This is a genomic window from Tropicimonas sp. TH_r6 (genome assembly GCF_033101155.1).
GTDB lineage: Bacteria > Pseudomonadota > Alphaproteobacteria > Rhodobacterales > Rhodobacteraceae > Tropicimonas.
This window is the reverse complement of the sequence record NZ_JAWMPX010000022.1, coordinates 33,295-46,636: the sequence shown is the minus strand read 5'-3', so window position 1 is coordinate 46,636 and position 13,342 is coordinate 33,295. Positions and strand designations below refer to the sequence as shown.

Annotated in this window: 12 protein-coding genes; 7 read left to right on the top strand and 5 right to left on the bottom strand. The window is 65.4% G+C overall.

All coding sequences use genetic code 11. The features are described from left to right. Nucleotides 1-71: 71 nt before the first annotated feature. Nucleotides 72-848, bottom strand: coding sequence for a 3'(2'),5'-bisphosphate nucleotidase CysQ (locus tag R3X27_RS18660; protein WP_317710395.1), 777 nt, complete (start codon nucleotides 846-848; stop codon nucleotides 72-74). After that, on the bottom strand, nucleotides 835-2,181 hold the full coding sequence (locus tag R3X27_RS18655) for a TldD/PmbA family protein (protein ID WP_317710424.1): 1,347 nt from the start codon (nucleotides 2,179-2,181) through the stop codon (nucleotides 835-837). The genes R3X27_RS18660 and R3X27_RS18655 overlap by 14 nt, the downstream gene beginning before the upstream one ends. A gap of 140 nt (nucleotides 2,182-2,321) precedes the next feature. Here R3X27_RS18655 and R3X27_RS18650 point away from each other — a divergent pair, with 140 nt between their 5' ends. Next, nucleotides 2,322-3,704 carry a trypsin-like peptidase domain-containing protein gene (locus R3X27_RS18650; protein ID WP_317710394.1) on the top strand — a complete coding sequence of 461 codons (1,383 nt, stop codon included), beginning with the start codon at nucleotides 2,322-2,324 and terminating at the stop codon, nucleotides 3,702-3,704. Between the two features lie 82 nt (nucleotides 3,705-3,786). Here R3X27_RS18650 and hmgA read toward each other — a convergent pair whose 3' ends face one another. Beyond that, nucleotides 3,787-5,148 (bottom strand): homogentisate 1,2-dioxygenase, encoded by a 1,362-nt coding sequence (gene hmgA, locus R3X27_RS18645; protein ID WP_317710393.1) that lies wholly within the window; start codon nucleotides 5,146-5,148, stop codon nucleotides 3,787-3,789. Between the two features lie 190 nt (nucleotides 5,149-5,338). Here hmgA and R3X27_RS18640 point away from each other — a divergent pair, with 190 nt between their 5' ends. The 3 genes from R3X27_RS18640 (at nucleotide 5,339) to bktB (ending at nucleotide 8,079) form a co-directional block, all read left to right on the top strand. Next, nucleotides 5,339-6,175, top strand: a complete 837-nt coding sequence (locus tag R3X27_RS18640) for an amino acid ABC transporter substrate-binding protein (RefSeq protein ID WP_317710392.1) — start codon at nucleotides 5,339-5,341, stop codon at nucleotides 6,173-6,175. 221 nt (nucleotides 6,176-6,396) lie between these two features. Beyond that, entirely contained in the window at nucleotides 6,397-6,828 is a 432-nt protein-coding gene (locus R3X27_RS18635) for a MarR family winged helix-turn-helix transcriptional regulator (protein ID WP_317710391.1), read from the top strand. Nucleotides 6,829-6,903: 75 nt separating this feature from the next. Then, nucleotides 6,904-8,079 (top strand): beta-ketothiolase BktB, encoded by a 1,176-nt coding sequence (bktB, locus tag R3X27_RS18630; RefSeq protein ID WP_317710390.1) that lies wholly within the window; start codon nucleotides 6,904-6,906, stop codon nucleotides 8,077-8,079. A 247-nt stretch (nucleotides 8,080-8,326) separates the two neighbouring features. Here bktB and R3X27_RS18625 read toward each other — a convergent pair whose 3' ends face one another. Beyond that, nucleotides 8,327-9,013, bottom strand: coding sequence for a response regulator transcription factor (locus R3X27_RS18625; protein ID WP_317710389.1), 687 nt, complete (start codon nucleotides 9,011-9,013; stop codon nucleotides 8,327-8,329). Nucleotides 9,014-9,177: 164 nt separating this feature from the next. On the opposite strand from R3X27_RS18625, the gene ribA reads away from it, so the two are divergent. The 3 genes from ribA to R3X27_RS18610 all read left to right on the top strand — a co-directional run bounded on the left by ribA (nucleotide 9,178) and on the right by R3X27_RS18610 (nucleotide 12,617). Continuing rightward, nucleotides 9,178-10,260 (top strand): GTP cyclohydrolase II, encoded by a 1,083-nt coding sequence (ribA, locus tag R3X27_RS18620; RefSeq protein WP_317710388.1) that lies wholly within the window; start codon nucleotides 9,178-9,180, stop codon nucleotides 10,258-10,260. Then, nucleotides 10,257-10,751 (top strand): L,D-transpeptidase, encoded by a 495-nt coding sequence (locus R3X27_RS18615; RefSeq protein WP_317710387.1) that lies wholly within the window; start codon nucleotides 10,257-10,259, stop codon nucleotides 10,749-10,751. Before ribA ends, R3X27_RS18615 begins: the two co-directional genes overlap by 4 nt. 270 nt (nucleotides 10,752-11,021) lie before the next feature. Continuing rightward, nucleotides 11,022-12,617, top strand: coding sequence for a Ppx/GppA family phosphatase (locus R3X27_RS18610; RefSeq protein WP_411572513.1), 1,596 nt, complete (start codon nucleotides 11,022-11,024; stop codon nucleotides 12,615-12,617). Nucleotides 12,618-12,688: 71 nt separating this feature from the next. Here the strand turns inward: R3X27_RS18610 and R3X27_RS18605 are convergent, their stop codons facing one another. Then, nucleotides 12,689-13,342, bottom strand: a complete 654-nt coding sequence (locus tag R3X27_RS18605; RefSeq protein ID WP_317710386.1) for a YggS family pyridoxal phosphate-dependent enzyme — start codon at nucleotides 13,340-13,342, stop codon at nucleotides 12,689-12,691.

Genomic DNA, 13,342 nt, shown 5'->3' with positions numbered 1-13,342 from the left:
GTGCCGGGCTCTTTCAAGACCACCGCACAGAGCCGCCACTCTCGGGAAGCCCTGGTTCCCGGCAGCCCGTTTCATTGTTCCAGCCGTCCCAGGATCTCCGCATGTACGCCTGGCGTTGCACAGACGATCCCCGTCGCCTTGCGCGACAGCGTGTTGAATCGCAACGCGTTGCCAAGCCGATCTGTCACGCGGGCGCCGGATTCCGCCGCGATCAGGGCGCCGGCGGCGATGTCCCATTCCCAACTGTCACGCAATGTGAGCATGCCATCGAAACGCCCCTCCCCAACCAGCGCCAGCCGATAGGCCAACGAAGAGCGGAAATGCCGTTTCACATCCGGCGCACCGCCCTTCCAGTACCGGGCATTGAAGGTCGGATGCGCAGCGAGAATGTCCGCCCCCTGAAAACCCTGCCGGGGACTCGCGGCGACAATCTCTCCGTTGAACCGCGCGCCCTTGCCATCCTCCGCAGTGTAGAGCTTGCCCAGCATCGGCAGATAGACCACCGCCGCCACAGGCCGCCCGTTCTCAACGATGGCCAGTGAATGCGCCCAGGTCCGGCTGCCTTCGGTGAAGGCGCGGGTGCCGTCGATCGGGTCGACAACGAAGACCCTCGCGCAGGCGAGGCGCGAGGCATTGTCCTCGCTTTCCTCCGAGAGCCAGCCATAGTCAGGCCGCGCGCCCGTCAGGCGCGCATGCAGCATGGCATCGACCTCAAGGTCAGCCTCGGTGACAGGCCCCTGCCCGCCATCTTTCTCCCAGACCCGGTGGTCAGAGGTGAAATGTCGCCGGGCAATATCGCCGGCCGCTTCGGCAGCCTCGATCAGGAGAGAAAGGTCACTGCCCGGCAAGCGTCAGCCCTTCGACCAGCAGCGAGGGCACGACCCGGCTCAGATGTGTCCGCGCGTCATTCGCCGGCACAAGGCCCTTCAGCATCCCTCGCAAATTGCCGGCAATCGTGCATTCATTGACCGGATAGGCGATCTCGCCGTTTTCGACCCAGAAGCCGGAGGCCCCGCGCGAGTAATCGCCCGTGGTCGGGTTGATCGTGGCGCCGATCATGGAGGTGACGAGCAGCCCCGTCCCCATCTGCGCCAGCAATTCCGCGCGGCTCGCATCGCCTTGGGTCAGCGCGACATTGGTGACCGAGGGCGAGGGTGGCGCGGAGGTGCCGCGCGCGGCATTGGCAGTGCTTTCCAGCCCAAGCTTGCGCGCGGTGGCGAGGTCCAGCACCCAGCGCTCCAGCATCCCATCGCGAACAATATCGCGGCTGCGCGTGGCAAGGCCCTCGGCATCGAACGGGCGCGAAGCCTGGCAGCGCGGACGCAGCGGCTGCTCGGTCAGCGAGAGGCCGATGGGCAGTACCTGCTCCCCCATCGCGTCCCGCAGCCAGGAGGCGCCACGCACGATGGCGTTGCCGTTGATCGCCACCAGCAGATGCGCCATCAGCGAAGACGATATCCGCTCGTCAAAGAGCACCGGAAAGGAACCGGTCGGCGGCTTGATGGCGCCGCGCCGGGCAATCGTGCGCTCGGCGGCGGTCCGTCCGACCGTCTCGGCGCTGTCCAGATCCGCCCGGAAGACACGAGAATCGCCGTAATAGTCGCGCTCCATATCCGTGCCCTCGCCGGTGATCGCCACCGCGTAGAGGCTCGATTCGGAGCGCGCATAGCCGCCTGCAAACCCGGCCGAAGTCGCAATATGGACCCGTCGGCGGCCATAGCCCGAGCCCACCGTGTCGACGCGGCTGATTCCCTCCACGCCAAGCGCGGCGGCTTCCGCTTCCCGCGCCGCCTGTTCCAGCTCAGCAGGCGCAGGCTCGCTGGACGCATCGACCAGTTCGAGCCCATCCACGTCCCATTCGCTCGCGAACTCCCCCGGAGCGGCCTGTGCCACGCCGGGATCTTCCGGCGCCTCGCGCGCCATCGCCACCGCCCGCTCCGCCATCTCGGTGAAGGTCTGGGGCGAAAGGTCGGAGGCCGAGACGCAGGCTTGGCGCTGCCCCAGCATGACCCGCAGCCCGACATCGACCCCTTCCGAGCGCTCCGCCTGTTCCAACGCTCCGCCCCGGACCTCGATATTGAGCGAGGTGCCGTCCACGGCCATCGCGTCTGCGGCGTCAGCGCCCGCCTTGGCAGCGGCGTCCAGGAGTGCCTGGGTCAGGGTTTCGAGCGGTTGGTCCATCTCTTGCCTCATCTGCTTGTCCATCCCAATGCAGCTAGGGCGGATTGTCCGGCGGTGCAAGCGCCGAGACCTCTTGAAGATCCCCCGCCCGCGCGCATATCTGATCGCATTGTCCGAAGCCCGAAAGAGGAGCCCGTTTCATGCGCGCTTTCGTTCTTCTCTCGCTCTGCGCGAGCCTTGCCCTGACCGGTCCCACCCCGGCACAACAGGTTCCCGCCAGCGACACCGAGATCAAGCTGTCTTACGCCCCGGTCGTGCGCCAGAGCGCGCCAGCCGTGGTCAATATCTACGCGAGCTGGGTCACCGAACGCCATGCCAGCCCCTTCGCCAACGACCCGTTCTTCTCGCAATTCTTCGAAGGGTTCGGGCAGACCATGCCAAGGGTCGAGAACTCGCTCGGCTCCGGCGTCATCGTCGATCCCGCCGGTATCGTCGTCTCCAACTACCATGTCGTGCAGGAAGCGACGGATATCCGCGTCGTGCTCGCGGACCGGCGCGAGTTTGACGGCGAGGTGCTGCTCAGCGATCGCGAGGCCGATATCGCCGTCATCCGTCTTGACCAGGCCGAGGACCTGCCCGCGCTTGCCTTTGCCGATTCCGAGGCCGCCGAGGTCGGCGATCTCGTGCTCGCCATCGGCAACCCGTTCGGGGTCGGGCAGACGGTCTCCTCCGGCATCGTCTCGGCGACCGCCCGCACCGGGGCGGCCACCCGGCAACGTTCGGGGTACTTCATCCAGACCGATGCGCCGATCAACCCCGGCAATTCCGGCGGCGCGCTGGTCGATATGTCCGGGCAACTGCTCGGGCTGAACACCTCGATCCTGACCCGCTCCGGCGGGTCGAACGGGATCGGCTTCGCCATCCCCGCCAATCTGGTGGCGCAATATGTCGAGCAGGCCAAGGCCGGGCGGGACAGCTTCGCGCGTGTCTGGTCGGGGATTTCGGTGCAGCAAGTTGATGCCGGGTTGGCGCAGGCGCTCGGACAGGCGGTGCCCGCCGGTGTGCTTGTGAGCGAGATGCATCCCGAAAGCCCCTTTGCCGCGGCCGGGCTACAAGCCGGCGACGTGATCCTGTCAGTGGACGGCCTTCCGGTGCATGCCGGGGACGCACTGGAATACCGCCTGCTGACATTGGGAGCCGGGGCCGTGGCGACCATCGAGCTGCTGCGTGACGGCAAGAGCGAAACGGTTTCGGTCGCACTGTCCGAAGCGCCGGGCGACGAGGCCGAGCCGGTCCGGATCGAGGGCCGTTCGCCGCTCGCCGGGCTGATCGTGGCCGACATCACCCCGCAACTGATCGACCAGCTGGACCTGTCGGTTGGCGCTTCCGGCCTGATCGTGCTGCGCGCGGGCGGGGCGTCGGCGCGGCTCGGGCTCCGGACGGGCGATATCGTCGTCCGTCTCAATGGCCAGGACATCACGGACTCCGTGCAATTCAAGGCCATGATAGATCGCGGCGCGCGGGCCTGGGACATGCAACTGGCGCGCTCGGGCCGGCTGTTGCGCCTAAGGGTCCGGAACTGAGGCGGCCCTCGACTGCATGCCGGGCAGTGCGCGCCCTCGCCCGGCATGAGGCCGGGCGGGAGCTGATGATCGGGTGCCTCCGCTATTTCTTTCCCGGCGTCCCGTCGAACTTCTTCTCCAGATCCGCCCAGCAATCGATGTAGTCGTCCTGAAGCGGCGCTTCCTTGCCGGCGAATTCCGTGAGGTGTTGGGGGAAGCGGGTCTCGAACATGAAGGACATCGTGTTGTCGAGTTTTTCCGGCTTCAGATCCGCATTCGACGCGCCCTCGAACGCGTTCTTGTCCGGCCCATGCGGGATCATCATGTTGTGGAGCGATACGCCGCCAGGCACGAAACCTTCCGGTTTGGCGTCATACTGGCCGTAGATATTGCCCATCAGCTCGGACATGATGTTCTTGTGGTACCAGGGCGGGCGGAACGTATCCTCCATCACCATCCAGCGCTCGCGGAACAGCACGAAGTCGATATTGGCGGTGCCGGGCACGCCGGAGGGTGCGGTGAGCACCGTGAAGATCGACGGGTCGGGATGATCGAACAGGATCGCGCCGACCGGGCAATAGGTGCGCAGGTCGTATTTCACCGGCGCGTAATTGCCGTGCCAGGCAACGACATCCAGCGGCGAATGGCCGATTTCGCAACGATGGAACTGGCCGCACCATTTGATCGTGACCGTGGACGGCGTCTCGCGATCCTCGAAGGCGGCGACGGGGGATTTGAAATCGCGGCGGTTCGCCATGCAGTTGGCGCCGATGGGTCCGCGCCCCGGCAACTCGAATTTCTGGCCGTAATTCTCGCAGACAAAGCCACGGGCCGGACCGTCCAGCACCTCGACCCGGTAGAGCAGCCCGCGAGGGATGATGGCGATTTCCTGTGGCGCGAGGTCGATGATGCCAAGCTCGGTGGCAAAGCGCAGCCGGCCTTCCTGCGGCACGATCAGCAGCTCGCTGTCGGCGGAGAAAAAGTAGTCGTCCACCATCGACTCGTTGACGAGATAGACATGGGTCGCCATGCCGACCTGCGTGTTCACATCCCCGGCCGTCGTCATCGTCCGCATGCCGGTGATCCAGGTGAGCGGCGCGTCGGAATGCGGCACCGGATCCCAGCGATATTGCCCGAGAGAGAGCACGTCCTCGACCACGTTCGGCGCCGACTTCCAGTAGGGAAGCTCGATCCGTTCATACCGGCTCGAATGCTTGACCGAGGGCCGGATCCGGTAACACCAGGTGCGCTCGTTCTGGTGCTGCGGCGCGGTGAAGGCGGTGCCGGTGAGCTGCTCTCCATAGAGACCATAATTGCATTTCTGCGGGCTGTTCATGCCTTGCGGCAGCGCGCCGGGCAGCGCCTCGGTCTCGAAATCGTTGCCGAAACCGGGCATGTAGCCCGCGTGGGGGCCAGCTTGGCAAGCGGCTCGGATCATGCCCTCGGGCAGCTCATGTCGGGTCATTCGAGTGTCCTCCTCTCGGCGCCTGTTCGCATCTCGCGCCGCCGGCACCAAATATCGTTGCACTCGCAACGATGTCAAGCCCCGGGCGCCATCCCGCCGGGCCGGTGCGATGCCGGGGATTTGTGTGGTGCTCTCCCCGGGGCACCGTTACTCTGCGGCCAACAGCAAATCACCAAGGCAGATCGAGCCCATGCGCGTCCTCACACTCTTCCTGACCCTCGCCCTCGGCGTGGCGAGCCAGACCTCCGCCCAGACCATTGAACGCATCCGCGAGACAGGCGAATTGAAGCTCGGCTATCGCACCGATGCCGCTCCGATTTCCTATGCCAACGAGGAAGGCAACGCGGCCGGCTATTCGGCCCTGCTCTGCGTTGGCGTCGCGCAAGCCGTGGCCAACAGCCTCGACATGGAAGACCTCGCGGTCAGCTTCCACCAGGTCAGCGCCCTGGACCGGTTCGACAAGATCGCCTCGGGCGAGATCGATCTGCTCTGCGGCGCCTCGACGATCACGCTGGAACGCCGCAACATTGTCGATTTTTCTATCCCGACCTTTGTCGATGGCGCGGTCGTGCTGTTGCCGCGCAATGGCAAGCCGGCCTTCGCCGCGCTGGACGGAAAGCGGATCGGTGTGCGCGTCGGTACGACCACTCAAAAGGCGCTTGAGGCGTCCATCAAGAAAGCCGGGATCACCGCCGAACAAGTTCCGTTTGAAAGCCACGATGAGGGTGTTGACGCCCTGAGCGCCGGCGAAATCGATGCCTATTTCGGTGACCAGTCCATCCTTGCGTACCAGATGATGACGAAGGATCTGGGAAGCGACCTCCGGATCACCGATCAACTGCTGAGCATCGAGAAACAAGGGCTCGCCATGACCCGCGGCGACACGGATTTCCGCCTCCTGATCGATGCGATCCTGTCGACACTCTATCGCAACGGCGCGATGCAGCGCATCTATCAGGAAACCCTGGTTGGCAAGCCGGGCCAGGCGATCCGTGCGTTGCACATGATCGCACCCGAGATGCCCTGAGCTATCCCTTCGCAGCGGCATTCAGACTCGGTCAAGCGCACTCTCCTTGACGCGCCATCCCGTCTTCCGATTGGGTGGCCTGGCCGTCATGAGGGTCTCAGGTTGGAGCCTCTCCAGGATGGTGCCAAAATCATACGCAGGCCTGTGTCCGAACCTATCCCGACTTGACGATATCGTGCCGGTGAGCAAGCAATAGGCGAGCAGGAAAAAGGCCTCCCCACGTGAGCGATTTCGACCTCGACAGCTTCATCCCCTACCGTCTCGCCGTGCTCGCCGGAAAGGTCAGCCGCGAATTTTCCAACCACTACAGCGAACGCTTCGGCATCTCGCGCGCCGAGTGGCGCGTGGTGGCGCATCTCTCCGCCTCCGGACCGGCCAGTGTCGGCGAAATCCACCAGCGGGTCGACATGGACAAGAGCCGCGTCTCCCGCGCCGCGACCCGGCTGGAAAAGGACGGGCTGCTGACAAAGGAGGAGCACCCGGTGGACGGGCGGCTGGTCAAGCTCTCCCTGACCGCGTTGGGCGAAGCGATGATGCTGGAACTCGAAGGGGTGGCCAATGCCTACCAAACCGAGCTGCTGGCGCGCCTCGGATCCGACGGCGAGGAGACCTTTGCAGCCGTCGAGCGGCTCGGAAAAGCGGCGGACGCTTGAACCGACGCCACGTTTGCCGCGCGGCCCCGGCCATGCTCTGCTAGGACAAAGGCCAACGGGACCTCGGAGGAACAGATGCAGGATATCGTCATTCTCGGCGGCAAGCGCACCGCCATCGGCACCTTTGGCGGTGCATTCGCCGGAACCACCCCCATCGCGCTCGGCGCCGCAGTCGCGCGGGCCGCGCTGGACGACAGCGCCGTGGCGCCGGAGCAGATCGGCACCGTGGTCTATGGCCACATCATCAACACCGAGCCGCGCGACATGTATCTCTCCCGCGTTGCGGCTATGGAGGCGGGTATTCCGGAGACAGTGCCGGCGATGAACGTCAACCGGCTCTGCGGTTCCGGCCTTCAGGCGATTGTCTCGGCCGCGCAGGCTCTGTCACTGGGGGATGCCGATTTTGCGCTGGCCGGCGGCGCCGAATGCATGTCGCGCTCGCCCTACATCGTGCCGCAGGCCCGCTGGGGCGCGAAAATGGGCGATGTTGTCGGCCAGGACATGATGCTCGGGGCGCTAAACTGTCCTTTCGGGACCGGCCATATGGGCGTGACGGCGGAGAATGTTGCCGCTGAACATGGCGTGAGCCGCGAAGACCAGGATGCGTTCGCGCTGGAGAGCCAGGAGCGGGCCGCCCGCGCTATCGAAGCCGGGTTTTTCGACCGCGAAATCGTCCCGGTCGACGTGAAGATCAAGCGTGACATGGTCCCCTTCACCCGCGACGAGCACCCGAAATCCACCTCGCTGGAAAAACTCGCCAGCCTGCGCCCGGCCTTCCAGAAAGGCGGCACGGTCACCGCCGGCAACGCCTCGGGCATCAATGACGGCGCCGCGGCCCTTGTGCTCGCGCGCGCGGACACGGCACAGGCCGCGGGCCTCACCCCGCGCGCACGCATCCTCGGCCATGCCGTCGCCGGTGTCCGCCCGGATGTGATGGGCATCGGCCCGGTGCCGGCGGTCGAAAAGCTCTGCGCCCGAACCGGGTTGTCCGTCTCCGATTTCGATGTGGTCGAGAGCAACGAGGCCTTCGCCGCCCAGGCCATCGCGGTCAACCGCGCGCTCGGGTTGGACCCAGTCAGGGTGAACCCGAATGGCGGTGCGATCGCGCTCGGCCACCCGGTCGGCGCCAGCGGCGCGATCATTGCCATCAAGGCGCTGCATGAGTTGGAGCGGACAGGCGGGTCGAAGGCGCTGGTCACCATGTGCATCGGCGGCGGTCAGGGGATCGCGGTCGCCTTCGAACGGGTCTGACGGACGACGACGGCACCTTTCGGGTTCCCATCCGTGATGCGGACGGTGCGGCTGTCCGCTTCGATTGCGCTTTTCGCCCCAGGCGGGCGCGCCATCTTTCCTTGACGCGACGCATAAAAAAAGCCCGGGCGCGAAGCCCGGGCCAGTCCAACAGGGAGGTTGCCACGCCATAACCCCGACGCGACAAGGGGATTGTTACCCAGCAATGGTTAATACATTCCTTAAGGTCAGGCTGCTTCGATCATTTTCATGCAACGAGCCGATATCCGCCGGACTCCGTCACCAGCAGGCTGGCATTGGAAGGGTCGGGCTCGATCTTCTGCCGCAGTCGATAGATATGCGTCTCCAGCGTGTGGGTCGTCACGCCGGCATTGTAGCCCCAAACCTCGTGCAGCAGCACGTCGCGTGCCACGACACCTTCGGTCGCCCGGTAGAGGAATTTCAGGATGTTGGTTTCCTTTTCCGTCAACCGGATCTTGCGGTCTTCCTCGGTGATCAGCATCTTCATCGCCGGCTTGAACGTGTAGGGGCCAAGCTGGAAGATGGCGTCTTCGGACTGTTCGTGCTGGCGCAGCTGGGCGCGGATTCGGGCCAGAAGAACGGGGAATTTGAACGGCTTGGTGACATAGTCATTGGCACCGGCATCCAGTCCGAGAATCGTGTCGGCATCGCTGTCATGCGCCGTCAGCATCAGCACCGGGCATTTCACACCCTGCTTGCGCATCAGTCGACACAGCTCGCGTCCGTCGGTATCCGGCAGGCCGACATCCAGGATCACGAGATCATAGAGTCCGGCGCGCGCCTTCTCCATCGCTTCCTGACCATTGCCGGCTTCGAAAACATCGAAATCCTCGGTCATCACGAGCTGCTCGCTCAGCGCCTCGCGCAGGTCCTCGTCGTCATCGACGAGCAGGATCTTCTTCAGATTTGCCATGCGATTTCCTCTTCATTTCTTCAGCCGAAATGCGGGCGACACACGGTTTCGACAAGGATTGCTGCAATCCCTTCACGCCGATGTGTGCCGATTGCGGGGTTTGTTTCAACTTCCGGTATGATTTGTTACATGGTATCGCTCCGCCGCCAAGGATCGGAACCCCCATGACGCTATCTCCCAGCCCCGCCGAACGCCGCGCCCGCGCGCGGGCCGACCTGCGCATGGGCTTGCCGGTTTGCCTCACGGCCGGATCGGATGCGGCCCTCGTTGTCGCCATCGAAACTCTGGGCAGGGCGCGTTTCGACGGCATGGCGACCGGCGGAACAGCCGTCCTCGCGGTCACGGCGCGCCGGGCGGAGACGCTGAAGGCGCGTGCCTATGACGGCGATCTGGCCCGGATTGCCCTGCCCTCAGACGTCTCCCTTGACTGGGCGCAAGCCGTTGCGGATCCGGCCGACGATCTCTCCGCCCCCATGAAAGGTCCGTTCCGGACTGAGCGGGACGGCAGCGCGGCGCTGCACCGCGCCGGCATCGCGCTGGCCAAGGAGGCGCGGCTTCTGCCCGCCGTGCTGGTGCGCCCCTGCGCCGGGCCGGAGCGCGCGCGAGACGAGAATCTAACGGTCCTGGATCTCGCCACGGACCTTCCGCCGGAAGGTGGCGCGCAATATGACGAGGTGGTCTCGGCGCGTTTGCCCATGGCGCTCGCACGGGCCGGGCGGCTGCATATCTTCCGCCCGGATGACGGCGGCGAGGAGCATTACGCGGTCGAAATCGGCCAGCCGGATCGCCATGCCCCGGTGCTTGCGCGACTGCATTCGGCCTGTTTCACCGGCGACCTGCTCGGCTCGTTGAAATGCGATTGCGGCCCCCAGCTGCGTGGCGCGCTTGCTGCGATGGGCGAGGAAGGCAGCGGTATCCTGCTCTATCTCAACCAGGAAGGGCGCGGGATCGGCCTGGCCAACAAGATGCGCGCCTATGCGCTCCAGGACCAGGGCTTTGACACGGTGGAAGCCAATCACCGGCTCGGCTTCGAGGATGACGAGCGCGACTTCCGCATCGGTGCGGCGCTGCTGCGCGAGATGGGGTTCTCCGCTGTCCGGCTGATGACAAACAACCCGGCCAAGATCGCGATGATGCGCGCGCAAGGGATAGACGTCACCGAACGCGTGCCGCTGAAAGTCGGCCATACCGACGAGAACGCAGCCTACCTGGCGACGAAGGCCACGAAATCGGGACATCTTCTGTGAGCCCGGAAGATCTTGTCCTGACCTCGCGCGGGCTGCGCTTCCTTGGGCGAACCTACCCTGCCGCGATCGGGCGCGGCGGCCTCAGCGGTAACAAGCGAGAAGGCGATGGCGCCACGCCGCGCGGCTGGCACAGGATCACCGGCCTGCTCTACCGCCCCGACCGTCTGCCCGCCCCCGCGCCCTGGGCTGAGCCGATCTTGCCAGGGGACCTGTGGTCCGACGATCCGACCGATCCGGCCTATAACCATTTCACCCGCGCGCCCTATGCGGCGAGCCATGAGAAACTGCGCCGGGCGGATCACCTCTACGATGTCGTCCTCACGACGGATTGGAACTGGCCGGACGCGCGCCCCGGCAAGGGCTCGGCGATCTTCCTGCATGTCTGGCGCAAGCCACGTCACCCCACGGAAGGCTGCATCGCGCTCCGGCGCGATCACCTCCGGCAGATCCTGCCTTTGATACCACCGGGCACCCGCCTCTTCGTTCCCTGACCTTCCGGATCGCTGGCCTGCACAGATGTCCCCCGCGACCGGTCCGTCTGACATCGCCGCGCCGGTTGCTGCGAGAGAGAATCGGTTTCTATCTGGCCACGGCGAATAGCCGTCATGTGCCCGGGGAGGACAGGCAAGACAGGCCGCGCCAAGCGATTGTAACAACCCGCAGAAAGGGTGCCGCCTCGATTTTCCTGCAGGTCGCAGGTCTTCAGGGGGTCGGCGCAACCTTCCTTCCGCGTCATTGACCTGACCTGCCGAAAGTGAGCAATGTCGGGACATTGGCAGACGGAGACCGATATGGACGAAGCGATGGCCGAGGCCCAAAGCGACTGGGGCCCCTTCGGAAGGCCGATCTTCGAGGACCCGGCCGCGCGGGCGCTGGCCCGTGTCGGAGTGATCGATATCGGGTCCAACTCGATCCGACTTGTCGTCTTCGACGGCGCGGCGCGCAGCCCGGCCTATTTTTTCAACGAGAAGGTGATGGCCGGGCTTGGCGCCGGCATGGACCAGACCGGTCGGCTCAACCCGGAGGGACGAGACCGGGCACTGGCCTCGATCCGGCGTTTCGTGGCCCTCGCGCGCGGCATGGGCATTCCACCTTTGACGGCGGTGGCCACGGCAGCGGTGCGCGTGGCCGAGGACGGCGCGGATTTCTGCGCCGAGGTCGAGCGCGAGACAGGCCAGGCAATCCACGTGATCGATGGCGAGGAGGAGGCACGGCTCTCGGCACAGGGCGTGCTGCTGGGCTGGCCGTCGGCCGAGGGGTTGGTCTGCGATATCGGTGGATCCTCGATGGAACTGGCCCGGGTCGAGGGCGGACGCGTCTGGGAACGGGCGACGTCACCGCTCGGCCCGCTGCGGCTGGAAACGATGAAGGGCGGCCGGAAACGCCGCGACCGCGAGATCAAGCAGGTCCTCGACGAGTTGGCCGAGAAGATAGAGCGGCATGACCGGCTCTATCTCGTTGGCGGCTCCTGGCGGGCGATAGCACGGCTCGACATGATCCGGCAGGATTACCCGCTCTCGGTGCTGCATGACTACCGAATGACACCGAAGTCCGTTCGCGCGACGCTGGAGTGGATTGAGGGGCAGGATCTCGAGGAGCTGCGCAAAAGCGCCCGCCTCTCCATGGCCCGGATCTCGCTGGTGCCGATGGCGGGGGAGGTCTTGCGCCGGCTGATGGCGCGGTTCAGGATCCGCGAAATCGTCACCTCCGGCTACGGTATCCGCGAGGGATTGCTCTACGAACAGATGCCGCAGCGCATCCGCTGCCGCGACCCGCTGATCGAGGCCGCGCGCCACTCCCAGGACACCTCCGCACGCATCCCCGGCTTCGGCCGGATCATGTTCGACTTCATCGCGCCGCTTTTCAAGAAACCGGTCGGCAACCCGCGCTGGATCAAGGCGGCCTGCCTGCTGCATGACGTCAACTGGCGTGCCCATCCCGATTACCGCGCCGAGGTCTGTTTCGACAGCGCTACGCGTGGCAATCTTGGTGGGATCGACCATCCTGGCCGGATCTATCTCGGCCTTGCCTTGGCCCATCGCTACCGCAACGCCCGCCCCGACGACCGCTTCGCCCCGCTCCTCGGCCTTCTGAGCGAGAAGCAGATCAAGGAAGCGGAGGTGCTGGGCAAGGCGCTGCGTTTCGGCGCGATGTTCTCCTTCGCCAATCCGGACGGGATGGGCACGCTGAACTACCGCCCGAAGAAGCGCACGCTGGAACTGCGCCTGCCGCCGGACAGCGCGGCGCTCTTCGGCGAGGTTGCCGCCGCGCGTTTTGCCTCGCTGGCCCGCTCGCTCGAGGCGGAGAAGACCGTGACGGTCACAAATGGAACACGCGCCGTTCGGAAACTGGGATAGGCAATCTCACACCACGACCAGAACGGGGCCCCGATCAACCGGGCTCCGGTCTCGGACTGTCGATGCCGGCACTAGCTGTAATCGCGCGCGCCAAAGATGGCCGAACCGATCCGCACATGCGTCGCGCCCTGCGCAATCGCGCGCTCGAAATCGCTGCTCATCCCCATGGAGAGCCCTTCGAGCCCGTTCCGCGCCGCCATCTTCGCCAGCAAGGCAAAATGCAGCGTCGGCTCTTCCTCGACCGGCGGGATGCACATCAGCCCCCGGATGGGCAGATCCATCCCCCGCGATTCCGCGACAAAACCGTCGAGATCGGCGGGCAGCACACCCGCTTTCTGCGGTTCCTCGCCGGTGTTGACTTGAATGAAGAGCGGCGGGCATTTCCCCAGTTCCTGCGCCAGACGGGCCAGCGCGGATGCCAGCTTGGGCCGGTCCAGGCTGTGGATCACGTCGAAAAGATCCAGCGCGGCGCGGGCCTTGTTGGTCTGAAGCGGTCCGATCAGGTGCAGGTCGACCCCGTCAAACCGTTCCTTGAAACCAGGCCACTTGCCCTGCGCCTCCTGAACGCGATTCTCGCCAAAGACCCGGTGGCCCTCCTCCAGAACCGCCTCGACCCGTTCCAGCGGCTGCACCTTCGACACGGCTATGAGCTTGACCGACCCATCCGGCCGACCGGACGCATTCTCCGCCGTCGCAATCTTCCCGCGTATCTCGCCCAGACTCAT